The 26,716-nt window shown below is 69.2% G+C and carries 23 protein-coding genes and 1 pseudogene; 16 read left to right on the top strand and 8 right to left on the bottom strand.

Annotation, left to right across the window (positions count from 1 at the left end; translation table 11 throughout):
• Nucleotides 1–17: 17 nt before the first annotated feature.
• Entirely contained in the window at nucleotides 18–1,205 is a 1,188-nt protein-coding gene (locus OG804_RS11715; RefSeq protein ID WP_328396786.1) for a DUF418 domain-containing protein, read from the bottom strand.
• Nucleotides 1,206–1,297: 92 nt separating this feature from the next.
• On the opposite strand from OG804_RS11715, the gene dop reads away from it, so the two are divergent.
• From dop to OG804_RS11660, 11 genes are all read left to right on the top strand, one after another.
• Entirely contained in the window at nucleotides 1,298–2,797 is a 1,500-nt protein-coding gene (gene dop, locus OG804_RS11710) for a depupylase/deamidase Dop (RefSeq protein ID WP_328396784.1), read from the top strand.
• A 165-nt stretch (nucleotides 2,798–2,962) separates the two neighbouring features.
• Nucleotides 2,963–3,157: a ubiquitin-like protein Pup gene (locus tag OG804_RS11705; protein WP_030521323.1), complete on the top strand. Its 195-nt coding sequence runs from the start codon at nucleotides 2,963–2,965 to the stop codon at nucleotides 3,155–3,157.
• Entirely contained in the window at nucleotides 3,154–4,023 is an 870-nt protein-coding gene (prcB, locus tag OG804_RS11700) for a proteasome subunit beta (protein ID WP_328396781.1), read from the top strand. Before OG804_RS11705 ends, prcB begins: the two co-directional genes overlap by 4 nt.
• Nucleotides 4,020–4,790, top strand: coding sequence for a proteasome subunit alpha (prcA, locus tag OG804_RS11695; protein ID WP_328396779.1), 771 nt, complete (start codon nucleotides 4,020–4,022; stop codon nucleotides 4,788–4,790). Before prcB ends, prcA begins: the two co-directional genes overlap by 4 nt.
• 842 nt (nucleotides 4,791–5,632) lie before the next feature.
• Nucleotides 5,633–6,991 carry a Pup--protein ligase gene (gene pafA, locus OG804_RS11690; protein WP_328396777.1) on the top strand — a complete coding sequence of 453 codons (1,359 nt, stop codon included), beginning with the start codon at nucleotides 5,633–5,635 and terminating at the stop codon, nucleotides 6,989–6,991.
• 601 nt (nucleotides 6,992–7,592) lie between these two features.
• Entirely contained in the window at nucleotides 7,593–8,588 is a 996-nt protein-coding gene (locus OG804_RS11685) for a helix-turn-helix transcriptional regulator (protein ID WP_328396774.1), read from the top strand.
• Nucleotides 8,585–9,559 carry a helix-turn-helix transcriptional regulator gene (locus OG804_RS11680; protein WP_328396772.1) on the top strand — a complete coding sequence of 325 codons (975 nt, stop codon included), beginning with the start codon at nucleotides 8,585–8,587 and terminating at the stop codon, nucleotides 9,557–9,559. Before OG804_RS11685 ends, OG804_RS11680 begins: the two co-directional genes overlap by 4 nt.
• 184 nt (nucleotides 9,560–9,743) lie before the next feature.
• Nucleotides 9,744–9,998: a Sec-independent protein translocase subunit TatA gene (tatA, locus tag OG804_RS11675; protein ID WP_328396770.1), complete on the top strand. Its 255-nt coding sequence runs from the start codon at nucleotides 9,744–9,746 to the stop codon at nucleotides 9,996–9,998.
• A 167-nt stretch (nucleotides 9,999–10,165) separates the two neighbouring features.
• Entirely contained in the window at nucleotides 10,166–11,128 is a 963-nt protein-coding gene (gene tatC / locus OG804_RS11670; RefSeq protein ID WP_328396768.1) for a twin-arginine translocase subunit TatC, read from the top strand.
• Nucleotides 11,129–11,197: 69 nt separating this feature from the next.
• Complete coding sequence (locus OG804_RS11665) at nucleotides 11,198–13,897, top strand: DEAD/DEAH box helicase (protein ID WP_328396766.1); 2,700 nt, start codon at nucleotides 11,198–11,200, stop codon at nucleotides 13,895–13,897.
• A gap of 77 nt (nucleotides 13,898–13,974) precedes the next feature.
• Nucleotides 13,975–14,760 carry a DUF4333 domain-containing protein gene (locus tag OG804_RS11660; RefSeq protein WP_328396764.1) on the top strand — a complete coding sequence of 262 codons (786 nt, stop codon included), beginning with the start codon at nucleotides 13,975–13,977 and terminating at the stop codon, nucleotides 14,758–14,760.
• Nucleotides 14,761–14,867: 107 nt separating this feature from the next.
• Here the strand turns inward: OG804_RS11660 and OG804_RS11655 are convergent, their stop codons facing one another.
• Nucleotides 14,868–15,836 carry a 5'-3' exonuclease gene (locus OG804_RS11655; protein WP_328396762.1) on the bottom strand — a complete coding sequence of 323 codons (969 nt, stop codon included), beginning with the start codon at nucleotides 15,834–15,836 and terminating at the stop codon, nucleotides 14,868–14,870.
• Between the two features lie 70 nt (nucleotides 15,837–15,906).
• On the opposite strand from OG804_RS11655, the gene OG804_RS11650 reads away from it, so the two are divergent.
• Nucleotides 15,907–17,046, top strand: coding sequence for a M24 family metallopeptidase (locus OG804_RS11650; protein ID WP_328396760.1), 1,140 nt, complete (start codon nucleotides 15,907–15,909; stop codon nucleotides 17,044–17,046).
• Between the two features lie 4 nt (nucleotides 17,047–17,050).
• On the opposite strand, the gene OG804_RS11645 is transcribed toward OG804_RS11650, so the two are convergent.
• On the bottom strand, nucleotides 17,051–17,455 hold the full coding sequence (locus tag OG804_RS11645) for a PPOX class F420-dependent oxidoreductase (protein ID WP_328396758.1): 405 nt from the start codon (nucleotides 17,453–17,455) through the stop codon (nucleotides 17,051–17,053).
• 84 nt (nucleotides 17,456–17,539) lie between these two features.
• Here OG804_RS11645 and OG804_RS11640 point away from each other — a divergent pair, with 84 nt between their 5' ends.
• From OG804_RS11640 to OG804_RS11625, 4 genes are all read left to right on the top strand, one after another.
• On the top strand, nucleotides 17,540–18,304 hold the full coding sequence (locus OG804_RS11640) for an SDR family NAD(P)-dependent oxidoreductase (RefSeq protein ID WP_328396756.1): 765 nt from the start codon (nucleotides 17,540–17,542) through the stop codon (nucleotides 18,302–18,304).
• A complete protein-coding gene (gene cbiE / locus OG804_RS11635) occupies nucleotides 18,301–19,563 on the top strand; it encodes a precorrin-6y C5,15-methyltransferase (decarboxylating) subunit CbiE (protein ID WP_328396754.1) in 1,263 nt (420 codons plus the stop codon). Before OG804_RS11640 ends, cbiE begins: the two co-directional genes overlap by 4 nt.
• Nucleotides 19,564–19,654: 91 nt before the next feature.
• Nucleotides 19,655–20,278 (top strand): hypothetical protein, encoded by a 624-nt coding sequence (locus OG804_RS11630; RefSeq protein ID WP_328396752.1) that lies wholly within the window; start codon nucleotides 19,655–19,657, stop codon nucleotides 20,276–20,278.
• On the top strand, nucleotides 20,275–21,024 hold the full coding sequence (locus tag OG804_RS11625; RefSeq protein WP_328398331.1) for a cobalt-precorrin-6A reductase: 750 nt from the start codon (nucleotides 20,275–20,277) through the stop codon (nucleotides 21,022–21,024). Before OG804_RS11630 ends, OG804_RS11625 begins: the two co-directional genes overlap by 4 nt.
• Before the next feature lie 221 nt (nucleotides 21,025–21,245).
• Here the strand turns inward: OG804_RS11625 and OG804_RS11620 are convergent, their stop codons facing one another.
• The 5 genes and pseudogenes from OG804_RS11620 to OG804_RS11600 form a co-directional block, all read right to left on the bottom strand.
• On the bottom strand, nucleotides 21,246–21,788 hold the full coding sequence (locus tag OG804_RS11620) for a PadR family transcriptional regulator (protein ID WP_328396750.1): 543 nt from the start codon (nucleotides 21,786–21,788) through the stop codon (nucleotides 21,246–21,248).
• A gap of 41 nt (nucleotides 21,789–21,829) precedes the next feature.
• Complete coding sequence (locus OG804_RS11615; protein ID WP_328396748.1) at nucleotides 21,830–23,395, bottom strand: precorrin-2 C(20)-methyltransferase; 1,566 nt, start codon at nucleotides 23,393–23,395, stop codon at nucleotides 21,830–21,832.
• A complete protein-coding gene (locus OG804_RS11610; RefSeq protein ID WP_328396746.1) occupies nucleotides 23,392–24,027 on the bottom strand; it encodes a precorrin-8X methylmutase in 636 nt (211 codons plus the stop codon). Before OG804_RS11610 ends, OG804_RS11615 begins: the two co-directional genes overlap by 4 nt.
• Nucleotides 24,028–24,324: 297 nt before the next feature.
• Nucleotides 24,325–25,440: an epoxyqueuosine reductase gene (locus OG804_RS11605; protein ID WP_328396744.1), complete on the bottom strand. Its 1,116-nt coding sequence runs from the start codon at nucleotides 25,438–25,440 to the stop codon at nucleotides 24,325–24,327.
• A gap of 209 nt (nucleotides 25,441–25,649) precedes the next feature.
• A pseudogene (locus tag OG804_RS11600) lies at nucleotides 25,650–26,578 on the bottom strand (RNA polymerase sigma-70 factor).
• Between the last annotated feature and the right edge of the window lie 138 nt (nucleotides 26,579–26,716).

Here is a 26,716-nt window from a genome sequence, read left to right as displayed (position 1 = left end):
CGGCCTGCTCCCGCCGGCTATGACCGCACCAGGCGGCGGTAACTCGCCTGCCACAGCCACTCCACCGGGCCGCGCTCGAATCGCCGCAGCCAGCAGTGGGCGAAGAGCGCGACCACGCTGATCACCACGAGGTAGATCGCGACGGTGAAAGGAACGCGGGCCTCCGGGGCGAACCGGGCGGCCAGCCCGAATCCCCAGCCGTAGCACAGGATCGATGCCACGAGATTCTGCAGGATGTAGCAGCTCAGCGCGGTCCGGCCGATCTCGGAAAGCCGCCGGCCCGCGAATCCGGTGCTCGGGCGGCGCACAGAGAACTCGGCGACCAGCGCGAGGATCGCCAGGGCGACGACGGGCGCCACCAGGTAGCGGGTCACCAGCACGAGATCGCCGCCGCCGAGTAACCCGAGCAGCAGGTCGGTCGGTGCGGCCACCCCGAATCCGGCGACCATCAACCGACGGCGGATCCGGCCGCCCTCGGGCCCGAACACACCCGCGTGGAACAGCCGGGCGCCCACCAGGAACAGCGCGATCGACAGCGGCAGGATGAGGATCGTCTCGGCGCGGAACACCGCGGCGTGTTCGGCCCGGAACAGCACCAGATCCCAGAACGAGCCGTCGGCGTACGGGTTCGGGGACAGCTCGGTGGACCCTCCCGGCTCCGCGGGAGTCGCAGTGAGCAGCGAGAGGAGGTACAGCGCGATCATCGTGATGTGCACGGTCAGCATCGCGAGGATCCACCGGCCCTGGGCGCGAATGCTCCGGGTGAGCAGGAAAGCGACCACGAGGGCGGTGACGGCGTACCCCATCAGCACGTCGAACTCGGCGATCAACAGGAAATTGAGCAGTCCGTCGAGGAACAGCAGTGCGGCCCGCCACGGGTACCCGCCCGGCCAAGGTCGTCCGGCCCGGCGCGCGGAGGCCTGCTGAATGGCCAGGCCGATCCCGAACATCACGGTGAGCAGACCCAGGAACTTGCCCTGCGCCAATTGTTGTAGCGCTTTCTCGGCCCACATCCACCCATCAGTGGGGGAGGCGGCGAGCCGGTCCAGGTAGCCGACCATGCCCTCGGGGTCTGTCAGGATCCAGATATTCGTGCCCAGGGTGCCCACAATCGCGATTCCGCGCAGCACATCCAGCGCCACGAGGCGGGTGGGCCGGTGCGGGTGCGGTCCGCGAACAGCGGGGTCGGCGACGGTTCGGGTCATGGTCCGAGCATGTGGCCGCACCGTCCGCCACGGCATCGGCCATTGGTACCACTCAACGGATGATTCGCGATCCGTCGCCTACTCTCGAACGCATGCAGCGCATCATCGGTATCGAGGTCGAATACGGGATCTCCACGCCCACCGAGCCGTCGGCCAACCCGATCCTCACCTCTACCCAGGCGGTTCTGGCGTACGCCGCGGCCGAGGGGGTGCCGCGCGCCAAGCGCACGAGGTGGGACTACGAGGTCGAATCGCCGCTGCGCGACGCCCGCGGTTTCGATCTGAGCCGGATGAACGGCCCCGCGCCGGTGATCGACGCCGACGAGGTCGGCGCGGCGAATATGATCCTGACCAACGGAGCCCGGCTCTACGTCGATCATGCGCATCCGGAGTATTCCGCGCCCGAGGTCACCGATCCGCTGGACGCGGTGATCTGGGACAAAGCCGGTGAACGGGTGATGGAGGCGGCCGCCCGCCATGCCTCCAGCGTGCCCGGCGCACCGCGGATGCAGCTGTACAAGAACAATGTCGACGGCAAGGGCGCCTCCTACGGCACGCACGAGAACTATCTGATGAGCCGCGAAACCCCTTTCAACGCGGTGATTCTCGGCCTCACCCCGTTCTTCGTGTCCCGTCAGGTGATCTGCGGGTCCGGTCGGGTCGGGCTCGGGCAGTCCGGGGACAACGCGGGATTCCAGCTCTCGCAGCGCTCGGACTACATCGAGGTCGAGGTCGGGCTGGAGACCACGCTGAAGCGCGGCATCATCAACACCCGCGACGAACCGCACGCCGACGCCGACAAGTACCGCCGGCTCCACGTGATCATCGGTGACGCGAACCTGGCCGAGATGTCGACCTATCTGAAGGTCGGCACCACCGCGTTGGTGCTGGACCTGATCGAATCCGGCGCCGATCTCTCCGATCTGCAGCTGGCCCGGCCGGTCACCGCCGTCCACACGATCAGCCACGATCCCACCCTCCGCGCCACCGTCGCGCTGGCCGACGGCCGGGAACTCACCGGGTTGGCGATCCAGCGGCTCTATCACGAACGCGTCGCCAAACACGTCGAGGTACAGGGCATCGACGATCCGCGGGTGCGCGACGTCCTCGACAACTGGTCGATGGTGCTGGACCTGTTGGAGCGCGATCCGATGGAATGCGCGAACCTGCTCGACTGGCCGGCCAAACTGCGCCTGCTCGAAGGGATGCGCAGTCGCGAAGGGCTGGGCTGGGCGGCGCCCAAGCTGCACCTGGTGGATCTGCAGTACTCGGATGTGCGGCTCGACAAGGGCTTGTACAACCGGCTGGTGGCGCGCGGGTCGATGAAACGCCTCGTCTCCGAACAACAGGTTCTCGACGCCATGACCGCGCCGCCCACCGATACCCGTGCCTATTTCCGCGGCGAATGCCTGCGCCGGTTCGGCGCCGACATCGCGGCCGCCAGCTGGGACTCGGTGATCTTCGACCTGGGCGGTGATTCGCTGGTCCGGATCCCCACCCTCGAGCCCAGGCGCGGGACCAGGGCCCATGTCGGCGAACTCCTGGACGGTGTCGATACCGCCGCCGAGCTGGTACGAAAGCTCACGACCTGATCGGTTCACCGTAGGGTCCGCGGTGGTCGCTACCGCCGGGTGGGACGTAATCCGACTACGTGTCGTCCCGGCTGGGTAGTGTTGAAGAACGAGCACAGAGGTGCTCACGATTCGTCCGGTACGCATCAGCGGCCGGGCGTTGGAAAACAGAGGAGGTCGGCTGCGATGGCACAAGAGCAGACCAAACGCGCCGGGGGCGGCGACGATGACGAAGGCGTCGACGGCGTAGACGCCGCGGGCCAGGAGCGGCGCGAGAAGCTGGCGGAGGACACCGACGACCTGCTCGACGAGATCGACGATGTGCTCGAAGAGAACGCCGAAGACTTCGTCCGTGCCTACGTGCAGAAAGGTGGCCAGTGACCGCAGGTGACCCCTCGCGTCTCCATTTGGGGTACGCCCTGTCATCCTTTTCCGAACATCTGCGTCAGCACGCACCGGACCTACTGCCCAGCAGCAGATTCGACGCGCTGAACCAGCTCACCGCCGCCGGGAAACCCGGCGGCGGTGCCGCGGGGGACATCGCACCGCACGGGACCACCGTGGTCGCGGTGTCCTACCGGGGCGGTGTCCTGATCGCCGGTGACCGGCGTTCCACCCAGGGCAACCTGCTGGCGGGTCGCGATGTGGAAAAAGTCCATATCACCGATACCTACTCGGCGACCGGTATCGCCGGAACCGTGGGCATGGCCATCGAACTGGTGCGCCTGTTCGCGGTGGAGCTCGAGCACTACGAGAAGATCGAAGGCGTCTCGCTGACCTTCGACGGCAAGGCGAACAAGCTTTCGAAAATGGTGCGCGACAACCTGCCGGCCGCCATGCAGGGCTTGGCGGTGGTGCCGCTGCTGGTCGGCTACGACCAGCAGGCCACCGATCCGGACCGGGCCGGGCGCATCGTGTCCTACGACGTGGTGGGCGGGCGCAGCGAGGAGCGGTTCGGTTTCACCGCCGTCGGCTCCGGTTCGATGTTCGCGAGAACGTCGCTGAAGAAGCTGTACACCAAGGGAATCGACGCCGACCGCGCCCTGCGGATCGCGGTCGAGGCGCTGGTGGACGCGTCCGACGACGATACCGCCACCGGTGGGCCGGATCTGCTGCGCGGGATCTACCCGACCGCGATCCTGATCGATGACGACGGTGCCGCCGAAGTGGCCGAATCCCGGCTCGAGGAGATCGCGCGCGGTATCGCCGCGGATCGTGAGGCCGCAGAGGAAGGGAGCCGGGCATGACCCTGCCGCTGTATGCGTCCGCCGAGCAGATCATGCGCGACAAGACCGAGCTCGCGCGCAAGGGGATCGGCCGGGGCCGCAGTGTCGTGGTCCTGGCCTATGACAAAGGCGTCGTCTTCGTGGCGGAGAATCCGTCGTCGACCCTGCACAAGGTGAGCGAACTCTACGATCGGACCGGTTTCGCCGCCGTCGGCAAGTACAACGAGTTCGAGAACCTGCGCCGCGCCGGGATCCTGCAGGCCGACCTGCGGGGCTATCAGTACGACCGGCGCGATGTCACCGGCCGGGCCCTGGCCAACGCCTACGCCCAGGCCCTGGGATCGATCTTCACCGATCAGCTCAAACCGTATGAGGTGGAGATCTGCGTTGCCGAGGTGGGCTATCCGGAACAGGACCAGGTCTCGGTGCTGTACCGGATCACCTTCGACGGGTCGATCGTCGACGAACGCGAATACGTGGTGATGGGCGGTACCACCGAACCGATCGTCGCCGCGCTGAAGGAGTCCTATCGGCCGGGGCTGGACCTCGCCGCCGCGGTCGGAGTCGCGGTAGCGGCCCTGCAGGCAGCCACGCCCGAGGCCGGGGACAAGGACAAGCGGACGCTCGGCGTCGGTTCGCTCGAGGTCGCGACCCTGGAACAGGCCCGTCCCCGCCGGGCGTTCCGCCGGATCGGTCTCGCCGCGCTGGAACAGTTGCTGGCGTCGGCGGCGTCGGGTACCGCCGACGACGGCCCCGGCGACGACGAGCCCGCCGCAAAGAAGAAGTAGGCCGGATGGCGGCGGGTGGTCGAGCCCGCCGCCACCGTTCGACCGGGATGCTCGTTCTCGAGTCGCCGGTCCCGAAGGGCGAGCTGCTGGTTGTCGCGGTTGTGGGGCGAGTTGCCTTGCGAAGGTGAGACGGGAGTTCGCCGATGAGATGAGGGCGCACCGGCTTGCGAAGGTCAGGGAAGCCGACTGCTTTGTTGAAGTCGAAAGGCAGACCTTGCCGCCGACCCTGTTGCCCGAGGGTCCACACAGCACACGGGTCTCAGCACGCTTGCCCGCACGGGCACACTCTCGAATGGTTCCTTCCGCGAACCGTCGCACCCTCCCCGCGCCGAGTCCAGCGAGGCCCTCGAAGGTTGCGGCCCGGCCCGCTGGTCAGCGCCCGAAGCGCATGCGCCGCAGGCGCGAGTCTCGGGCGCTGAACAGCGGGCCCTCTGGGGCCGCAACCCGCGACGCCGCAGGCGGCGCCAATAAACACAGACCTTCACGAGCAGACTCACTTTGCGGGAGTCCCACGCTCCGCGAGCAACCCCACCCCACCTTCACGGGCAACCCCATCCCGCACACCACAAGCACCTCACCTCACCCCTCCCGTCACGAGCAGCCCACCCCCTCCACCTCCCAGATGGCCGCCTCCGTGGTCGGGGCCCGCCCCGGTTCTGGAGCGACAGAGCGAAGGAGCGCAGCGACTGAGCGGCGGAGTGAAGAACCGGGGTTGACAAGGGCCCCGACCACGCGCCGCCGAAGGCGGCGCAAATAAACACAGCCCAATCGTTGCCAAGCCGTATACATCGGGTTTTCCGCACTGACCCGCAGGAAACCTTCAGCGCTGTAACCTCGATAGTGTGCAGCGACGAATTATGGGGATCGAGACCGAATTCGGTGTGACGTGCACCTTTCACGGACACCGCAGGCTCAGCCCCGACGAGGTGGCCCGGTATCTGTTCCGCCGGGTCGTTTCCTGGGGGCGCAGTTCCAACGTGTTCCTGCGAAACGGCGCTCGGCTCTACCTCGACGTCGGTTCGCATCCGGAGTACGCCACCGCCGAATGCGACAGCCTGGTCCAATTGGTCACTCATGACCGGGCCGGGGAGCGAGTACTCGAGGAACTGCTCATCGACGCCGAGCAGCGCCTCGCGGAGGAGGGTATAGGCGGGGACATCTATCTGTTCAAGAACAACACCGATTCGGCGGGCAACTCCTATGGTTGCCACGAGAACTTCCTGGTCGTGCGGGCCGGCGAGTTCTCCCGGATCTCCGATGTACTGCTGCCGTTCCTGGTCACCCGGCAGTTGATCTGCGGGGCGGGCAAGGTGCTGCAGACCCCCAAGGCGGCCACGTTCTGCCTGTCGCAGCGGGCTGAGCACATCTGGGAGGGCGTCTCCTCGGCGACCACCCGGTCGCGGCCGATCATCAACACTCGCGACGAACCGCACGCCGACGCCGAGAAGTACCGGCGCCTGCATGTGATCGTGGGCGATTCGAATATGGCCGAGACGTCGACCATGCTCAAGGTGGGCACCGCCTCTCTGGTGTTGGAGATGATCGAGGCCGGCGTTTCGTTCCGCGATTTCGCCCTGGACAATCCCATCCGGGCCATCCGGGAGGTCAGTCACGATCTCACCGGCCGGCGTCCGGTGCGGCTGGCGGGTGGCCGGCAGGCCAGTGCGCTGGATATCCAGCGCGAGTACTACGCCCGCGCCGTGGAGCATCTGCGCAACCGGGATCGCGATCCGCAGGTCGATCAAGTGGTTGATCTGTGGGGCCGCACCCTGGACGCGGTGGAATCGCAGGATTTCGCCAAGATCGACACCGAGATCGACTGGGTGATCAAGCGCAAGCTGTTCCAGCGCTATCAGGATCGGTACGGGATGGAACTGTCCGATCCGAAGATCGCGCAGCTGGATCTGGCCTATCACGACATCAAGCGCGGTCGCGGTGTGTTCGATCTGCTGCAACGCAAGGGTCTGGCCAAGCGGATCACCGAGGACGATGCGGTCGATGCCGCCGTCGACACCCCGCCGCAGACCACCCGGGCCAAACTGCGCGGTGATTTCATTACCGCGGCCCAGGCGGCCGGCCGGGATTTCACGGTCGACTGGGTCCATCTGAAGTTGAACGATCAAGCTCAGCGCACCGTGCTGTGCAAGGATCCGTTCCGTTCGGTGGACGAGCGAGTCGATCGCCTGATCGCCTCGATGTAGTCACCCGGCACTCACCGGTGGTGTGGCCTCGGCCGCGCCACCGGTGAGTGCGGTCATGGCGCGGTGTGTACGTCGAGGGCGGGGTCTCCCCGAGCAGGGAGGCCGACCGGTGGGGGAGTAGACCGCCTGGGCGATAGCGACAGTCATCGACGTCGGGCGCGCCAGGAGCCGAACCCGGCCGCAACGCCACCGGACGCATCATCACAGCCGCTGCAGAACCGGGGCGGGCCTATCAGTTCCGCACAGCGCCGCGTGTACCTGGAGTCCGCAGTCGGGCGACGACGCGGTTTTCGCAGTTCCGCCTCCCGAAATCGGGCGGCGACCGGTGGGCGTAGACCACCCGGGAGATAGCCGTCCATAGTTCGGCGACCGTGCCGCACCCTCATTCCGCCTCCCACGCATCCAGTCGCTAGGGGTTCCGCCCCGGCCCATCTCCTCCATTTCAAAGGGTTCACCTCGGCGGTCGGGGCCCGCCCCGGTTCTGGAGCGACAGAGCGAAGGAGCGCAGCGACTGAGCGCCGGAGTGAAGAACCGGGGTTGATAGGGCCCCGACCCGCGCCGCCGCAGGCGGCGCAATCAGACACTGCATTACCCTGTTCGGGTGGCGATATCCAAGGTCGAGCGCCTGATGAATCTGGTCATCGCGCTGCTGTCGACCCGGCAGTTCCTGACCGCGGAGCGAATCCGGGAGAGCGTTGCGGGCTACGAGGACTGTGCCAGCGACGAGGCGTTCAGCCGGATGTTCGAGCGGGACAAGAACGAACTCCGGGATCTGGGCATACCTCTCGAGGTGGGGCCTTCGGGCCGGTTCTCCACCGTCGAGGGCTATCGCATCAACCGGGACGCCTATGAACTACCCGATATCGACCTGACCAGTGAGGAGTCCGCGGCGGTCGCGGTCGCCCTGCAGATGTGGGAGTCTCCCGAGCTCGCGGCGGCCGCCGCGGGGGCGCTGCTGAAACTGCGGGCGGGCGGGGTGCATGTCGAGGCCGATACCGCCTTGGCCGCCATGCCCGCGGTGCCCGCGCGCACTCGCGGGTCCGAACCGGTGCTGGGTAAACTGCTCGCCGCGATCGACGCCGGTCAGGCGGTGCGGTTCGAGCATCGCGGCGCCAGCAACGCGCCGTATCTGATGCGCGATGTGGAGCCGTGGGGTGTGGTCACGCTGCGTGGCCGCTGGTATCTCGTCGGGCACGATCGGGATCGTGGCGCCGTGCGGACCTTCCGGCTGTCCCGGATCGGCGAGGAGATCAGCGCCTACGGACCCCGCAACGCGGTGCATCCGCCGGCCGGTACGGATCTGCGGGAGATCGTCTCGCGGGTTACCGGCAGTGTGCCGGTGACAGGTTCGGCGACCATCTGGGTGGCGCAGGGCCGCGGCCGGGATCTGCGCCGGATCGGCGATGTGGTCGCGAGCAGGACCATCGGTGACCGGCCGGGCAGCGTCCTCGAGGTGCCGATTCGTTCGCAGCATTGGCTGGCCCGGCTGATCACCGGACTGGGGCCCGACGCGCTGGTGCTCGAGCCCGCGGAGTTGCGGGCCGATGTAGCGGCGCGGCTGCGCTCGGTCTTCGATCGGACGGAGGTGGCGCTGTGAGCACCCGGCTGTCGGCGCGATTGTCGCGCCTGTTGAACATGGTTCCTTATTTCGTGGCCAACCCTGGGATCAGCGCCGCCGAGGCCGCCGCTGATCTGGGGGTCAGCACGAAGCAGTTGATGGCCGATCTCAACCAGTTGTGGATGTGCGGACTGCCCGGCTACGGCCCGGGTGATCTGATCGATCTGTCGTTCTCCGAGGAGAGCGTGCAGGTGACGTTCACCGCCGGGATCGAACGGCCGCTGCGGCTGACCTCTATCGAGGCGACCGCCGTGCTGGTGGCGTTGCGGTCGATCGTCGATCTGCCCGGCATGGTCGATCCGACTGCCGCGCATTCGGCCATCGCCAAACTGGAATCGGCGATCTCCGGTGCCGCTCCGGCCGAGATCACAGGGTCGGGGGTGGCCGGTGACCTGCCCGCCGAGGCGCCCGCGGTGACCGCGGTACGGTCCGCGGTCGCGGGACGCCGGGCGCTGCACCTGGAGTACTACTCGGCGAGTCGCGATGTGGTGTCCCAACGGGTGGTCGATCCGATTCGTATCGTCGCTGTCGACGACAACAGCTATCTGCAGGCGTGGTGCCGTGAAGCCGAGGGGGTGCGACTGTTCCGGTTCGACCGGATCGAGTCCGCGGCCGAACTCGATGAACCGGCCCGTCCGCCCCGTGAGGCGCACGACACCGAGGCGGGACTGGACTTGTTCCAGGAGGATCCCGCGGTACCGCTGGCGCGGCTGCTCGTCGCGGCCGACCACGGTTGGGTGCTGGACCAGTATCCGATGCATCGGGTGTCGGTCCACCCGGACGGCAGCCTGGAGGCGACCATGCGATTCGCCACCCTGGACTGGATGGCCCGGCTGGCGCTGGGGTTCGGGTCCGGGGTGACCGTGCTGGGCCCGCCCGAATTGGTGTCGGCGGTCCGGGAACGCTCCGATGCCGCGCTGGCGGCCTACCGTGCCGCGGGGCTCGACTAGTCGTCCCGGATCCCGCCGCGGAATGCGCCCCGACGACCTCCGGCGGTGCCCCTACGGAGTTGGTGTGAGCGTCGACGGGGGTTCACCGGCGGTGTGACGTGCGGGCACTTGCCCCAGGTTGGGTTCGGTGACGCCGTAACGGCAGGTAGCATCGGAAAGACCATAGTCTTGGGAGGTAACCACAATGGGCAGTCTGAGCATCTGGCACTGGCTGATCATCGCGGCGCTGTTCGTGGTGTTCTTCGGCGCGAAGCGGATGCCCGACGCGGCCCGCAGTCTCGGCCGGTCGCTGCGCATCTTCAAGAGCGAGGTGAGCGAGATGCACAACGACGGCAAGCCCGCGAGTCCCGCGACCGCGCCGCCCGCTCCGGAACTGCCGTCCGGCCGCGAGACGGGGGCGTCCACCACGGAGACCCGGAGCGAGTCGAAAACGCTCTGAGCCCGTATCCGCGGGTCCGGGTATGCCCGGACCCCGATACGACGGCTGTCGACCCGGCGCTGCCGACCGGGCCCTGACCGTACCCCGGGCGGTGTATCGCCGGTGTACAGCGCAGAGCCGCAGGCCGAGCGGAGCGAGGCACGCTGATACGAGGGCATCCACACACCATGCGAATTCCGTTCGACCCCCGGCACAGCAAGCGCCGGACCAACCCCGATGGCACCATGTCACTGGTCGACCATCTCCGGGAGTTGCGAACCCGGCTGCTGATCTCGCTGGCGGCGATACTGGTCACCACGATCGTCGGGTTCCTGTGGTATGCGCATTCGTTCCTCGGGATGGAGAGCCTCGGCGAGATATTGCGCGGCCCGTACTGTTCGCTACCCGAATCGGCGCGGGCATCGCTGTCCCCGGACGGTGCGTGTCGGCTGCTGGCGACGGCGCCGTTCGAGCAGTTCATGCTGCGAATGAAGGTCGGGCTCACGGCGGGGGTGGTGCTGGCCTGCCCGGTCTGGCTGTATCAGGCGTGGGCGTTCATCACGCCGGGTCTGTACGCGAAGGAACGCAAATACGCGGTCGGCTTCGTGGTGACGGGTTCGGTCCTGTTCGTGGCCGGCGCGCTGCTGGCCTACTGGGTGATCGCGCACGCCCTGAGTTTCCTGCTCAGCATCGGCGACAATGTGCAGATCACCGCGCTGAGCGGCTCCCAGTATTTCAGCTTCATCATTCAGCTGCTGATCATCTTCGGGGTCAGTTTCGAGACACCGCTGTTGATCGTCGGCCTCAATCTGATCGGCGTGCTCCCGTACGAGCGGCTGAAGGCGTGGCGGCGCGGCATCACCTTCGGTCTGTTCGTCTTCGCGGCGATCGTCACCCCGCAGGATCCGTTCTCGATGTTGGCGTTGGCGCTGGCGCTGACCGTGCTGTTCGAGTTCGCGGTGCAGTTCGCGCGGTTCAACGACCGGCGCCGGGCCCGGATCGCGGAGCAGGAACTCGACGACGAGGACGCCTCGACCATCGGGGCCCCGACCGCGGTGGATCCGGCGGCACCGATCCCGGCAGCCGACGCGGTCCCCGGATCCGGGGCCGGCACCACCCAGAAGGCCTCGGACTATTCGGACACGCTCTGACCGTTCCCGGCCGGCCCCGCGAATTTATCGGCGCGACTGCTGTCGGAATCCTCGATTAGTCTCGGAGCCGTGACACCGAACGCGTCGCTGACCGCCGAACTGTCCCGGTTCGCCGCTCAGCTGACATTCGAGCTGGACCCGTTTCAGCGCCAGGCCTGTACCGCCCTCGAAGAGGGGCACGGGGTACTCGTCTGCGCCCCCACCGGCGCCGGGAAGACCGTCGTCGGTGAGTTCGCGGTACATCTGGCACTGGCCTCCGGCGGCAAATGCTTCTACACGACGCCGATCAAGGCGTTGTCCAACCAGAAATTCGCCGATCTCACCGAGCGGTACGGCCGGGAGCGGGTGGGCCTGCTCACCGGCGACCAGTCGATCAACTCCGACGCCCAGGTCGTGGTGATGACCACCGAGGTGCTGCGGAACATGATCTACGCCTCGTCCGACGCCCTGCGTGCGCTCTCGCATGTGGTGATGGACGAGGTGCACTACCTGGCCGACCGGTTCCGCGGCGCGGTGTGGGAGGAGGTGATCCTGCACCTGCCGCCGGAGGTGCGGCTGGTGAGCCTGTCCGCGACGGTGTCCAATGCCGAGGAGTTCGGCGCCTGGATGGAGACGGTGCGCGGGAACACCGCCGTGATCGTGGACGAGATCCGGCCGGTGCCGCTGTGGCAGCACGTGATGGTGGGTCGCCGGATGTTCGATCTGTTCGACAGCGAATCGTCGGATCAGCGGATTCTGGTGGACTCCGATCTGGTCCGGTACATCAAACAGCGGGAGAGCGCCGACCGGATGGACGGCTGGGGCGGTCCGCGCGGGCGCGGTGGGCCGCGACGATTCTTCCGCCCGCTGCCGCGGCCCGAGGTGCTGGCCAAGCTCGACGACGAAGGGCTGCTCCCCGCCATCACCTTCATCTTCAGCCGGGCGGGCTGCGACGGAGCGCTGGCCCAGTGCTTGCGCGCGGGGCTGGACCTCGGTGGCGCCGCCGAGCCCGAGGTGGTCGACGCGATCATCGAGAAGCACACCGGTGAGCTGCCCAAGGCCGATCTCGAAGTGCTCGGCTACTGGGAGTGGCGGGAGGCGCTGCACCGCGGGCTGGCCGCGCATCATGCCGGCATGCTGCCCGCGTTCCGGCACACCGTCGAGGAGCTGTTCGTCAAAGGTCTGGTCCGGGCGGTGTTCGCCACCGAGACCCTCGCGCTGGGGATCAATATGCCGGCCCGCACAGTGGTGCTGGAGCGGCTCGTCAAATTCAACGGTGAGACGCACGCGGAGCTGACACCCGGGGAGTACACGCAGCTCACCGGCCGGGCCGGGCGCCGCGGTATCGACGTCGAAGGCCACGCGGTGGTGCTGTGGCAGCCTGAGGTCGACACCAGCGCCGTCGCCGGCCTCGCGTCGACCCGTACCTATCCGCTGCGCAGTTCCTTCAAGCCCGGGTACAACATGTCGATCAACCTGATCGACCGGCTCGGCTCCGACGAGGCCCGGCTGCTGCTGGAGCGTTCCTTCGCACAATTCCAAGCCGACCGATCGGTGGTCGGGCTGGTGCGCGGGATCGAGCGCAACGAGAGCCAGCTGCATAAACTCGCCGCGCAGCTCGGCGGGCAGGACGGCGATTTCCTCGAGTACTTCGCGCTGCGCGAACGCATCAAACAGCGGGAACGGCAGCTCAACCAGCAGACCCGCAGCGACCGGCGCACCGCCGGAGTCGCCGCGCTCATCGAATTGCGCCGCGGTGACGTGGTCGCCATCGGAGCCGGGCGGCATGCGGGTCTGGCGGTGATCCTGGAACCCGACGCCACGCCCGGGGATCCGCGCCCGCTGGTACTCACCGAGGACAAATGGGCGGGCCGGGTCTCGGTCGCCGATTTCCCGGTGCCGGCCCAGCCACTGGGGCGGATGCGCCTGCCGCGTCGCGTCGACCACCGCACCGCCCGTACCCGCCGCGATCTCGCGTCTGCACTGCGCAGTACCGGGATCGCCGCGCCGCACCGTCCACGCCGCGATCAACGGGCCCGTGGCGCCGACGATGCCGAACTGGGGGCTCTGCGTCGCGCGCTGCGTTCCCATCCGGCGCATTCCCGTCCGGACCGTGAGCAGTTGGCCCGGGTCGGGGAGCGGTACAACCGGGTGAGCAGGGAGACCGAGGCCATGCGGCAGAAGGTCGCGACCACCACGAATTCGCTGGCCCGTACCTTCGACCGGATCGTCGGCCTGCTGGAAGAACGCGAGTTCGTGCGCGAGGGCGAGGTGACCGCGGACGGGCGGCGCCTGGCCCGGATCTACGCGGAGAGTGATCTGCTGGTCGCCGAATGCCTGCGGCACGGGGTGTGGCGCGGCCTGGGTCCGGCCGAACTGGCCGCCGTGGTGTCGATTCTGGTCTTCGAATCCCGCTCGGAGGGCGGCTATCTCGGCGCGGCCGGCCCTACCGCGCCGATCCGGCGGGCGGTGGCCGACACCATCGCGCAGTGGTCACGGTTGCGCAACGACGAGTCCGAACACCGGCTGGCGCCCAGCCGCGAACCCGATCTCGGTTTCGTCGGCGGTATCCACAAATGGGCGCGCGGTGACGCCCTGGCGGATTCGCTGCTGGCCAGCGGCGATCAGGGCACGCCGCTGTCGGCCGGCGATTTCGTGCGCTGGTGCCGCCAGGTGATCGATCTGCTCGACCAGATCCACTCCACCGCAGACGATGCCGAGGTCGCGGCCACCGCGGCCAAGGCGGTGCGCGCGATCCGGCGCGGAGTCGTTGCGGTGGACGCAGCGTGAGACCATCGATTGTGATTTGATTTCAACCGCACGCGGGGGGCTACCGTGTGTTTGACGATGCGAGTGGAGGCAACCAGATGAGCGGGCCGTACGGACCGAACGACGCCCCGGGTACCGGGGAGGGACGTAACGATCCCACCCAGGTCTGGGGTGGGCAGCAGCCGCCCGGCGCGGCGCCGCAGTGGGGGAACCAGCCGCCCGCGCAGCCCCCGGTGAATCCGCCCGATCCGCAGCAGGCGCAGCCGACCCAGCAGTGGGGCAGCGATCCGGGCAACCAGCAGTGGCAGCCTGCCCCGCCCCAGCCGCAGCAGTGGAGCCAGCCGCAACCGCAACCGCAGCAGCCCCAGCCGCAGCAGTGGGAGGGCCAGCAGCAGTGGGGCCAGCAGCAGCCCCAGCAGCCGCCGCAGCAGTGGGGCGATCCGAATCAGCAGCAGCCGCAGTGGAGCGACCCCGGCCAGCAGCAGTGGGGTCAGCAGCCGCAGGCACAGTCGGGGCAGTGGGGCCAGCCGGGCCAGCAGCAGTGGGCAGGTCAGCAGCAGCCTTCCGGCGGTGGCAAGAAGACCGGCCTGATCGTCGGGCTGTCGCTGCTCGCGGTGGTGCTGATCGCGGGCGCGGTCGTGCTGATCCTGACCCTCACCGCGAAGGACGAGCTCGATCAGGCCGCGGTGCAGACCGGGGTGGCGAAGGTCCTGGGGGAGTCCTACGGGATCGAGGATGTCAAAGACGTCCAGTGCCCCGCGGGCCAGGAGGTCGCCGTGGATGCGACGTTCACCTGTGACCTGAAGGTCGGCGGCGAGGCCAAGAAGGTCAATGTCAAGATCACGAAGGACGACGGCACGTATGAGGTCGGCCGCCCCAGCTGAATCGGTGACAGCACGGACCCGCCGGAAGCTGCCCTCCGGCGGGTTTCTGCTGTGTGCGGGCGGACGTCGGCGCGTCGATCGGGTGCACCGGCGCGTTGTCCTCGGGCTCAGGAGCAGTTCGCCAGCGCGGTGACCAAGCGGGTTACCGGACTCTCCGCGTTGTAGGCGCGGGCCAGATCCTGGAGGGCATCGGCGTCGGCCGGTATGTGGTGCAGGATATCGGGCCGGGACAGGATCACGTCTGCGTCGCGTACCACCCGCACCACCGGCGCCGAGGCGTCCAGATATTCGGCCGCCGCGCGCAGTTTGGCGCGCACGCCCTGCGCGAGGTCCGCGCCGGGGTCGTCGACGGCGGCCCGCAATGCCTCGAGCGAGCCGAACCGGCTGATCAGGGTGGCGGCGGTTTTCTCGCCGATCCCGGCCGCACCCGGCAGACCGTCGGAGGAATCTCCGCGCAGGGTCGCCATATCCGCGTATGCCGGACCCGCGTTCTCCTGCGGCACACCGTATTTCGCCGAAAGCTCGGCGGGTCCGAACAGTTCCGCTCTGGCCAGTCCGCGACCCGCGTACAGCACCCGCACGGGGGGCTCGGGTGTATCGCGGACCAGTTGCAACAGGTCCCGGTCGCCGCTGACCACGATCACCGGGGCGGTGCGCTCGGTCGAGGCCAGGGTACCCAGCACATCGTCGGCTTCCAGACCGGCGGCGCCGCCCGTGGCGATACCGGCGGCGGCCAGCACCTCGAGGATCATCTCGACCTGCGGGGTGAGCCGGTCCGGTACCTCCTCGGCGCCGGGCGCGGCGTCGGCGGAGGTGTCGAGGCGATGGGCCTTGTAGGTCGGCACCAGGTCCACCCGGAACTGCGGTCGCCAGTCCAGGTCCAGGCACACCACGAGCCGGGCGGGCCGGTGCCGGGTGACGAGGGAGGCGACCATATCGATGAAACCCCGCAGGGCGTTCACCGACCGGCCGTCGGGCGCGGTGATCTTGTCCGGGATGGCGTAGAAGGCTCGGAACCACAGACTCGCGCCGTCCAGCAGCAGCAGCGGACGCGGCGTGGATTCGGTCGTAGTCACCCGGTGAATCTACAAGGCGCTACCGACGGATCGGATGTGCCGCCCCTGTCCGCCGGGTACCTTCGAGATCATGAGCGCGCACACGGAGTCACGGTTCGCGGCGGATGTCTACGGGCAGCGATTGGAGCGGGCGGTTCAACTGATCCGCGAGGCACACCTGGACGCCCTGCTCATCACCCCCGGCCCGGACCTGAGGTACCTGATCGGATCCGCCGCCCAATCGTTCGAACGGCTGACCTGCCTGGTGATCACCTCCGACAAGGCCACCCCGTCGGTGGTGATCCCGAAACTCGAGGTGTCCGGTTTGCAGGATTCCGCGGTGGACGAACTCGGGCTGCGGGTGCTGGACTGGGTGGACGGGGTCGATCCCTACCAATTGGTCCAGTCGGCGCTGCACATCGGATCCCGGGTCGCCGTGGCCGATGCCATGCCCGCCCTGCATCTGCTGCCGTTGGCGCGCAGCTTCAGCGGGCTGCCCGTCTCGGCGACCCCCGTGCTGCGTGAACTGCGCATGATCAAGGACGCCGCCGAGATCGAGGCGCTGCACCGGGCGGGTGCGGCCATCGACCGGGTCCATGCCCGGATGGCGGAATTCCTGCGGGTCGGGCGCACCGAGGCCGAGGTCGGCAAGGACATCACGGACGCGATCGTGGCGGAGGGGCATACCGAGGCCGCCTTCGTCATCGTCGGCAGCGGACCCAACGGCGCCAATCCGCACCACGATGTCTCCGACCGCCGGATCGAGGCGGGGGACGTGGTGGTGATCGATATCGGCGGCCCGGTGGAGCCGGGTTACTACTCCGATTCCACGCGGACCTACGTCCTGGGCGAGCCCGATCCCGAGATCGCCGCGCGCGTTGCCGAACTGGAACACGCCCAGGCCGCCGCCGTCGCCGCGGTACGCCCCGGGATCCGCGCCGAAGCGGTGGACGCGGCCGCCCGCGAACCGCTCGAAGCCGCGGGTTTCGGTCCCGCGTTCGTCCACCGGACCGGCCACGGAATCGGCCTGTCGGTGCACGAGGAGCCCTATATCGTCGCGGGCAACGACCTGGAACTACGGCCCGGGATGGCGTTCAGCATCGAACCCGGAATCTACTTCCCGGGCGAGTGGGGTGCCCGGATCGAGGATATCGTCGTCGTCACCGAGGACGGCTGCGTGGCGATGAACGAACGTCCGCACGGACTCACCGTGCTCCCGGCCGGGAGCTAGACGCTCAGGCGGAGCGCAGCCGCACCCCGCACAGGACACGCTCCACCTCGATGGCCAGTACCACCCGGGTCGGGTTCTCCCGCGGCACCCGGTACCGCTGCGCGTAGCGGTGCTCGGCTTCGCGGACCGAGTCCGGATCGTCGAGGACGACCGCCCGGCCCTCCAGGGTCAGCCACCGCGCACCGTCCACCTGCCCGACCGCGGCATAACCCGAGCGCCGCACATTGCGCGCCTTCACCGAGGTGCCGTTGGTGATCACCCGGGCCAGACCGGCGTCGGCGTCCCAGGTGAACCCCACCGGCACCACGTGCGGGGTGCCGTCGGCCCGCAGGGTCGTGAGGGTGGCCAGGTGGCGTTCGGTGAGGAACTCGACCGCGGCCGGGGACAATTCGACAGTGCGCAGCGTCATGACCCGACCGTAGCGGGCGCCCCGGACCCCGGCCAATGTCTCCCGGTTCGGGTCGCCGTTCCGCGCGGATGACAGACTGAGCGCATGGTTGTGCGTCGAACACGAGGGATCGACCCCGGAGCGGTGCTGGTGCTGGGTGGGCGCAGCGAGATCGGGTTGCAGGTGGCCCTGCGCCTGGCTCCCGGCCGGGCGGTGGTGCTGGCCGCGCGGCGCTGTGAGGATCTGGACTCCGAGGTCGCGGCGCTCACCGCCGCGGGCGCGACCGCGGTGCACCCGGTGGAATTCGACGCCGACGATACGGCGAGCCATCCCGCGCTGCTCGGCAAGGTCGCCGCCGACTACGGGCCCATCGGGGTCGCGGTGCTGGCCTTCGGGGTGCTGGGGGAGCAGCCTCGGGCCGAGGCCGATCCCGCGCACGCGCTGGCGGTGGTGCACACCGATTACACCGCCCAGATCAGCGTGCTCACTGTCCTGGCCAACGAGATGCGCGCGCACGGCAGCGGCCAGCTGGTCGTCTTCAGTTCGGTGGCCGGGATCCGGGTGCGGCGCGCCAACTACGTCTACGGCTCCGCCAAAGCCGGGCTGGACGGTTTCGCCTCGGGTCTGGCCGACGCCCTGCACGGCAGCGGAGTGCAGCTGCTGCTGGCCCGGCCGGGATTCGTCACCGGCCGGATGACCGAGGGGATGAGCCCGGCCCCGTTCTCCAGTACCCCGGACCAGGTCGCCGCCGCGGTGGTCACCGCGCTCGGTCGTCGTTCGGCGCGGGTGTGGATCCCGGGGATCCTGCGCCCGGTGTTCTTCGGGATGCGCCTGCTGCCCCAGGCCGTCTGGCGGCGGCTGCCGCGGTGAGTGCCGATCCCGCGCTCGCCTGGGCGGGGCCGCCGATTCCGGTGGTGGGTATCGGCGCCGACGGCTGGGCGGGACTGCCCGACCGGTCGCGATCGGTGTTGCGGGAGTGTGCGGTGCTGCTCGGGTCGGCACGTCAGCTGGCATTGCTGCCGGACGAGGTGGCCGCGCGCCGGGAATCGTGGCCGTCGCCGCTGCTGCCCGCGTTGCCCGGTCTGCTGGCCGGGCACCAGGGGACCCGCCTCGGGGTACTCGCCAGCGGCGACCCCATGTTCTACGGGGTCGGCGTCACGCTCGCCCGGGTGCTCGGCGCCGGCTCGCTGCGGGTGTTCCCGCAGCCGTCTTCGGCGTCGCTGGCCTGCGCCCGGCTGGGCTGGCCGCTCACCGAGGTGAGCATCGTGAGCGCGGTCGGTCGACCGCTCGATCGCCTGTTGCCCGAATTGGCCGAAGGCCGCCGGATACTCGTGCTGAGCGCTGATGCCGGAACACCGGGGCGGCTCGCGGAGTTGTTGCGCGGCAACGGGTTCGCTGCATCGTCGCTGACCGTGCTGGAACAATTGGGGGGTCCGGCCGAGCGGGTGGTATCGGGGACCGCCGCGCAGTGGCGTGAACCTCCGGGCGACCCTCTCAATATCGTCGCCGTCATCGCGGCCGGGGAGCCGGGGCGGATCCGCCTCACCCGGCTGCCCGGGCTGCCCGACACCGCCTACGGTGGGGATGGGCAGCTGACCAAAGCCGAGGTCCGGGCGCTGACCCTGGCGGCGCTCGCGCCGAGCCCCGGTGAGACGCTGTGGGATATCGGCGGTGGGTCGGGGAGCGTCGCCATCGAGTGGTCCCGGACTCATCCCGCGTGCCGGGCGGTCGCCTTCGAGATGCTGGCGCGTCGCAGGAGCCAGATATCGGCCAACGCCGCCACACTCGGCGTCCCCGATATCGAGGTACGCGGCGAGGCGATCGCCGAACTCACCGCGGACGCGCACCTGCCCGCCCCCGACGCGATCTTCCTCGGCGGCGGACTCACGACACCGGGTCTGTTCGGCCACTGCTGGTCCCGGTTGCCGGTCGGGGGCCGGCTGGTGGCCAACGCGGTCACCGCGGAATCGGAAGCATCGTTGCTCGCCTGGTGTGCGGCGCACGGCGGCGGCCTGCGCCGATTCCAGATCTACCGCGGCGAACCGCTGGGCCGGTACACCACCTGGCGTCCGCAACTGCCGGTGACGCAGTGGTCGGTCGTGAAGGGCCCCGACGCTGCGCGAATGTGACAACCCGAATGGACGAATCGGGCATCGGGAGTAAGGTCACGAGGGTTCCGAGCGTGGGTCAACGGGCTCGCGCGCAACGGGGAGATCGATTGTGAGATACAAGAAGTTCGCCGCGACCGCGATCATGGCGGCCGCGGCTACCGGTATCGCCGCCGGCACCGGTTATGCCGCTCCCGCGCCCGCGGCGCCCGCCGTCGCGCAGCAGGAGAACGCCGTACCGGAGGTCACCGGTCACGATCGGGGTGTCGACTACACCCTGGCGCTGGCCGAGGCCGGTAAGTCGCTGGTCACCACGGTGACCGGCGGTGCGTTCAGCCTGGACACCGCGAACAACGCAGTGGTGTTGACCAATGCCGCCGGCGATCGCCTCACCAGCATTCCGCTGGCCCAGTCCACCGGCGGCCAGGTCGTCCAGGTCGCCGCCACCCTCGACGAGGGCAACAGTCGGCTGACTCTCACCCCGCGGGCCACCCCGGTCGCGGGCGCACCGGCGCAGGCGCAGTTCATCGGCGCCCAGCAGTGGTTCATGAGCGAACTGCAGGCGGCGTCGCTGGGTGCGGCCGTGGGTGCGGCCATCGGCGCGGGTATCGGGTTCTTGTTCCTGGGTGTGGGTCTCATCCCGGGTGCCATCATCGGCGCCGGTATCGGGCTCGCGGTGGCCGGCGGTCCGCCGCTGCTGGATTCGGCCATCGCCTACTTCAGCGGCCAGCCCTGAGAATTCTGCTGCTGGGCGGGACCGGGGAAGCCCGGGAACTCGCCCGCGCACTCGCCGGCGAGCGAGGATACGAGATCGTGTCCTCGCTCGCCGGTCGCATATCCGACCCGGTGCGGCCCGGCGGCGCGGTGCGGATCGGTGGATTCGGTGGCGTCGGCGGATTACGACAATGGCTGGGGGACAACCGGATAGATCTGGTGGTCGACGCCACCCATCCGTTCGCCGCCACCATGACGGCGCATGCGGCGGAAGCCACCGGGCGGCTCGGGCTCCCCATGATCCGGTTGAGCCGCCCCGGCTGGATCGCCGCCGCCGGGGACCACTGGCACCGCGTACCCGATATCGGCGCTGCCGCAAGCGCTTCCGCCGAGCTGGGTGACCGGATCCTGCTCACCATCGGACGCCAGGGAGTCGGCGCCTTCGCCGGTTACACCCGGCCCTGGTATCTGATCCGGGCCATCGACCCGCCCGAAGCCGAATTGCCGCCGCGACACGAGATCCTGCTCGCGCGCGGGCCGTTCACCGTCGCCGCGGAGTCCGAACTGCTGGCCCGGCACCGGATCGACGTCCTGGTCACCAAGGACAGTGGCGGCGCGGCCACCGCCGCGAAACTCACGGCCGCGCGCGCGGCGGGGATACCGGCGGTGGTCGTGGACCGGCCGCCCGTACCGCCCGGCCTCACCGTGGTCCCCACGGTCGACGCTGCACGGACAGCGATATCCGAGTTTGCGGGCGAGCTGCCCTGATTAGGTGAAAAGCGCCCCGACGCACTCGAACCGAATGTGCACCACTGATCGCCTGCGGCGCGGTACGCGTACGACTGCTGACGGTCACAACGAGTCGTGCCTCGTCTTGCACGATATCGAGGGCAACGGGTTCTGTCTCGATCGAGCACGCCGACTCGGCGTCCGGCACGCAGTGCGGTGTGGGCAGGCGGAACTCGCTCGAGCGGCTCCGCGGTCGGAGTTCACGAGCCGAGCAACTCGGGCAGCCGGTCGAACCAGTCGAGAACCGCGCGTTCGTAACCGATACCGAATTCGAGGGTGGCGCGGGCATGCGCGGACATCCCCGCGATGGCCTCCTCCGCGCGGTAGCGATCCAGCCGCTCCTGGTGGATCTTGCGGGCGTTATCGATGATCGAGGCCAGATGCGCGGCTTCCAGGTGGCCGCCGAAGTGCAGTGTGAGCAAGAGTGGGAACCGGATGGTCTCCGGGCCGGGGTCCCGGGCGATCCATTCGGCGAACTCGCTACGACCCGACTCGGTGATTCGATACGGGGTACGTTCCCGCGCGCCGGTTTCCCCCTTGACGACCAGGCCTGCCGCGTTCATGGCGGCCAGTTCCCGGTAGACCTGGCTCTGTGTGACGGTCCAGAAATCGCCGATCCGGTCCTGGGCGAGCGTCACCAGGTCCCAGCCCGACATCGGTCCTTCGTGCAGAAATCCCAGCAGAGAGGCGGCCGTGGAGTTCAGCGGCCGCTGCTGTTTGCCGTTCACCAGGTGTCCTTCCACCGAGGCTATTCCATAGTGGAATGCTATCGGATGGCGCGCACTCAGGTCTCGTAGCGGCGCGTTGTGTAGACGCGGGGTGGCTCGGCGGCGTCGACGACCGCCGTGGTGGAGGCCCCGATGATCAGCAGGGTCCGCATATCGACCTCGGCGGGGTCCAATGCTCCGAGCGACACCACTCGGACGGTTTCGGCTGGGCCGCCCACATCCCGGCCCAGCACCACCGGGGTGTCCGGTGCGCGGTGTTCGAGCAGGATGTCCTTCATCGCGCCCACCTGCCAGGTGCGCCGGCTCGACGCGGGGTTGTAGACGGCGATCGCCATATCGGCGGCCGCTACGGCAGCCAGCCGCCGCGCCACCACCTCCCACGGTTTGAGCCGGTCGGAGAGGGAGATCGTGGCGTAGTCGTGCCCGAGCGGGGCGCCGACCCGGCTCGCCACCGCGTTGGCCGCCGTCACACCGGGCAGTACTCGTACCGGCACACCTGCCCACTGTGGATTCGCCGACTCCTCCAGAACTGCCGCCGCCATCGCGAACACGCCGGGATCGCCGGAGGACACGACGGCGACCCGGGCGCCGCGGCGCGCGAGGTCCAGTGCCATGGCGGCACGTTCGGATTCGACCCGGTTGTCGCTGGCGTGCCGGTGCTGTCCGGCGCGGACCGGTACCCGGTCGATATAGGTCGTATAGCCGACCAGATCGGTGGCGGCGGCCAGCGCCGCGGTGACCTCCGGGGTGGTCCACCTCGTATCACCGGGGCCGAGTCCGACCACCACCACTTCGCCGCCCGCGCCGGCGGGCTCCGGCTCGCCGCGCACCGCGGCGGCCGTCCGGTGGGGCCGGTCGTCCGTCTGCGCGGTGCGACGGGCCGGAACGGGCGTGGTCGGCTCGGGGCCCGGGACGACAGTGATCGCGAAATAGGGAACATGGGCATCGTCTACTTCGCCCGCTGTCAGCACGCGTTCGCGCCCGGTGCTGGCCCGCTCCACGTAGTAGGCGCGGTCCAGGCGGCCCGAATCGGCGAGAGCCTTGCGCACGGCCGGAAAGGTGCGGCCCAGTTTCATGATCGCCGCCGCGTCGCTGTCGGCGAGCCGCCGGGTCAGCTCCGCGGCGGGCAGGGTCGCGGGCAGTACCGTCAGTACCTGCTCGCCCTCGACCAAGGGGGTGCCCAGCGCCGCCGACGCGGCGCTCACCGAGGTGATCCCGGGGACGATCTCCGCGTCGAACCGGTCGGCCAGCCGCCGGTGCATGTGCATATAGGAGCTGTAGAACAGCGGGTCGCCCGCCGCCAGCAGCGCCACCGAGCGGCCCGCCGCCAGATGGCCGGCCAGTCGTTCGGCGGCCGCGGCGTAGAACTCGTCGATCGCCCCCTGATACCCGCCCGGGTGATCGGTGGTCTCGGTGGTGACCGGGTAGATCAGATGCTCCTCGAGCTGCCCCGGCCGCATGTACGGTTCGGCGATACCGCGCGAGATGCTGCGTCCGTGCCGCGCACTGTGGAATGCGATCACATCGGCTTCGGCGATGATCCGCGCCGCCTTCACGGTCACCAGTTCCGGATCACCCGGTCCCAGTCCGACCCCGAACAACTTGCCCGCACGCACTGTCATTCCGCTTCGCTCGCAATCGCATTCAGCGCGGACGCCGTGATAGCACTCCCGCCGCGCCGCCCCCGCACCGTCAGATAGTCGATCCCCGTACTCGCGGCCAGCGCCGCCTTCGATTCGGCCGCCCCGACGAAGCCCACCGGGATCCCGAGCACCGCGGCCGGCTTCGGCGCGCCCGCCGCGATCATGTCCAACAGGTGGAACAGTGCCGTCGGCGCGTTGCCGATCGCCACCACCGCCCCGCCGAGCCGCTCCCGCCACAGTTCCAGTGCCGCCGCCGACCGCGTGGTGCCGAGTTCGGCGGCCAACTCCGGAACCCGCGGATCGCGCAGGAGGCACAGCACCTCGTTGTCCGCGGGCAGTCGTAGCCGGGTGACGCCCGAGGCCACCATGTTCGCGTCGCACAGAATCGGCGCGCCGCCGCGCAGCGCGGCCCGGGCCGCGGCCACAACCCCGGGGGTGAACAGCACATCACCGGCCAGATCGACCTGCCCGCAGCCGTGGATCATGCGGACCACCACCTGCTCGACATCGGCCGGGAACCGAGCGAGCTCGGCCTCGGATCGGATGATCGAGAACGACTGCCGATAGATCTCGGCCCCGTCGGTGAGGTAGCTGGTACGCGCGTCGGGCATGCGGACACCCTATGCCGGGCCGGACGGGCCGGACCGGTGCGGGTCGGCCGCCTCGGTCCGTCTGCCGCCCGGTCGCCGGGGCGGTATCCGAGCGGAGCCCGGCCCATCACTGGCCGCCGATGTGCTGTCTCGTGCGGTGCGCCCAGACGGGATATCGACGACCACCCGGGCGCGTGCCGGGTCGTCCGCGGCGCGCGGACGGTCCCGCCGGAGTGAAACCGTCCCGCGTCCGACGACACGCCTAGCTCTCCTACGGACAATGTGATCCGAGCGGGGGCGGGTCACCGGCCCAGCGGATCAGGTTTGCCCGGTATCGGGGGCGCCGCCGCGCGGGCGGGGACCGATCTGATCGAGCAGTGCGTTCACCTCGTCCGGGAAACCATTGGTGACCTGCTTCGGGGTCTTGTTCGGGAAGCGTCGCGCGACATGCTCCTCGGCCGCGGAACCGGGCAGGACGTAGACGGGTTCGGTTTTGCGCTGCAGCGGGCGGACGACCTCGTCGAGGTGGCTCTTGCGGTCGTCGAGGAACGCGCCGATCACATCCTCACCCGCCGGGCAGACGGCCATGCAGTAGCCCGCCTTGTAGTTCGGTTTGAACGACAGGCTCTGCCACATCGAGAACGATTCGCCGGTGGTGACGCGCCGCCGGTATTCGTCGCGGTCGGCGCTGTCGGCCACCGTTTCCGCCCAATCGGTGAAGCCGCCCATGAATTCGCGGTAGTTGTGCGTGTAGCACGCCTGGAAGTCGAATCCGCCGTCCTGGGTGATCGCGCCGACCGGGCAGGCGGAGACGCACAGCTTGCATTCCAGGCACGGATTGAAATCCAGTGGCGCGCTGGGTTCGTCGACTACCGCGTCGGTGACCACGGTGCCGAGCAGGATGAAATTCCCGAACTTCGGATGGATCACATTGCGATGGATCCCCATGACGCCGAGCCCGGCGGCCTCGGCCACCACCTTGTGCGCGATCACCCAGATACGGCCGGGGAACTGGTCCACCTCCATCGGATAGCCCGGCGCGGGATAGACGGCGCGATATCCGGCGTCCTGCAGCTCCCGGGTGATCCTGCGGGCTACGACATTGGTCTCGTCGTCGGCGTGGTTGAACTCGGTATTGGCGAGACTGCGCTGCGGACTGCGCAGATTGTCCCGGTTCATCCGAACGCAGAAAGCGAGGAAGGTCCGGGCCGAGGGCAGGATCTGCCGGGCGTGCTCGATCTCGTCGGCCACGCGTGGATCGTCGACGGCGACGAATCCCACATCGTCGGCGCCCGCCGCGCGGCAGATCTCCCGGAGCCGGTCGGCGGCCAGGACCGGGGCGGGTGTCGCGCGTTCACGTTCGGCCATCCGCCGCACTGTCGGGTGCTGGGCCAGCCGCCGTGGGGCGGCGCCTTCGTGGTCGGTATCCGGCATCGGGACTCCTTCTCGCCGCGAGATGGTTCGAAAGGAATGACGTTGCGGATGAGCGGAACTCATCGGTCGCCACGGGGCGGGACCGTCTTCTCCGGACCCGGATACCCCGGTTTCTGTCAGCGGGTGGGTGCGCGACTCCGGTGGCACGGCTGTCGATCGGTCGTGCCGACATTCCGAGGTGACTGCGCCGATCGCCGAATTCCGCGGTCTCAGCGGCGCAGGGCGGTCTCGCGCCGGATATGCGACAGCTTCTCGGGGTTGCGCACCGCGTAGAGGCCGGTGATCAGGCCCTCGTCGATCCGCACCGCCAGGACGGTGTCGACCTCGTCCCCGATCCGCAGGATCAGGGCCGGGTAGCCGTTGATCTGCACCGGCTCCAGCCCTGCCCCGGCCACCTTGCGGAGGCCGGTGGCCAGCGCCCGGCCCACCCGTCCGGCGCCGACGACGGGTTTCTGCAGTGCGCGCACGACGCCGCCGCCGTCGCCCAGCAGGACGACATCCGGTGCGAGCAGGTCGAGCAGATCCTGCAGGTCGCCGGTGTCGACGGCGCGCTGGAACGCGGTCAGCGCGGTGCGGGTCTCGGCTTGGGACACGATCGTGCGGGCCGGCGCGCGGCGACATGCGCCCGCGCCCGGTGCGCGATCTGGCGCACCGCCGCCGGAGTCTTGTCGACGGCCTCGGCGATCTCGTCGTAGGACAGCTCGAACACTTCCCGCAGGACGAATACGGCCCGCTCGGTCGGCGCGAGCGTTTCCATGACGAGCAGCATCGCCATCGAGACGCTGTCGGCCAGTTCGACGTCCTCGGCCACATCCGGCGTGGTCAGCAGCGGCTCGGGCAGCCAGGGGCCCACGTAGGACTCCCGGCGGCGGCCCAGCGTCCGCAGCCGGGTGAGCGCTTGGCGGGTGGTGATCCGGACCAGGTAGGCGCGGTGGTCCCGGACGGTGTCCAGGTCTACACCCACCCACCGCAGCCAGGTCTCCTGGAGGACGTCCTCGGCGTCGGCGGCCGAGCCGAGCATCTCGTAGGCGACGGTGAACAGCAGATTGCGGTGGGTCACGAAGGCGTCGGTGGCCGGATTCGTCCGGCCGGCGCCCGCGTCACGATCCCCGGGCGTGGTCTGCGGCGTCGCGGCCATATCGTCTCCTGTCCCGCTCTCGACTGTGGTCACCCACCAGACGCCGGGCGCCCCCGCCGTGTGACACCGGCGCACTGTGCCGTACGACACGGTATCCCCGGCGCTGTCCGGATCGGGTGACCGGCCGCCGCCGGTGCG

This window comes from Nocardia sp. NBC_00416, from assembly GCF_036032445.1.
Taxonomy (GTDB): domain Bacteria; phylum Actinomycetota; class Actinomycetes; order Mycobacteriales; family Mycobacteriaceae; genus Nocardia.
This window is presented reverse-complemented; position numbering and strand designations above follow the sequence as displayed.

Excerpts from the sequence above, each read along its gene's own strand:
- OG804_RS11715 (WP_328396786.1), bottom strand. The coding sequence starts at position 1,205 with ATGACCCGAACCGTCGCCGACCCCGCTGTTCGCGGACCGCACCCGCAC.
- dop (WP_328396784.1), top strand. The coding sequence starts at position 1,298 with ATGCAGCGCATCATCGGTATCGAGGTCGAATACGGGATCTCCACGCCC.
- OG804_RS11705 (WP_030521323.1), top strand. The coding sequence starts at position 2,963 with ATGGCACAAGAGCAGACCAAACGCGCCGGGGGCGGCGACGATGACGAA.
- prcA (WP_328396779.1), top strand. The coding sequence starts at position 4,020 with ATGACCCTGCCGCTGTATGCGTCCGCCGAGCAGATCATGCGCGACAAG.
- tatA (WP_328396770.1), top strand. The coding sequence starts at position 9,744 with ATGGGCAGTCTGAGCATCTGGCACTGGCTGATCATCGCGGCGCTGTTC.
- tatC (WP_328396768.1), top strand. The coding sequence starts at position 10,166 with ATGCGAATTCCGTTCGACCCCCGGCACAGCAAGCGCCGGACCAACCCC.
- OG804_RS11660 (WP_328396764.1), top strand. The coding sequence starts at position 13,975 with ATGAGCGGGCCGTACGGACCGAACGACGCCCCGGGTACCGGGGAGGGA.
- OG804_RS11650 (WP_328396760.1), top strand. The coding sequence starts at position 15,907 with ATGAGCGCGCACACGGAGTCACGGTTCGCGGCGGATGTCTACGGGCAG.
- OG804_RS11645 (WP_328396758.1), bottom strand. The coding sequence starts at position 17,455 with ATGACGCTGCGCACTGTCGAATTGTCCCCGGCCGCGGTCGAGTTCCTC.
- OG804_RS11640 (WP_328396756.1), top strand. The coding sequence starts at position 17,540 with ATGGTTGTGCGTCGAACACGAGGGATCGACCCCGGAGCGGTGCTGGTG.
- OG804_RS11615 (WP_328396748.1), bottom strand. The coding sequence starts at position 23,395 with ATGACAGTGCGTGCGGGCAAGTTGTTCGGGGTCGGACTGGGACCGGGT.
- OG804_RS11610 (WP_328396746.1), bottom strand. The coding sequence starts at position 24,027 with ATGCCCGACGCGCGTACCAGCTACCTCACCGACGGGGCCGAGATCTAT.
- OG804_RS11605 (WP_328396744.1), bottom strand. The coding sequence starts at position 25,440 with ATGCCGGATACCGACCACGAAGGCGCCGCCCCACGGCGGCTGGCCCAG.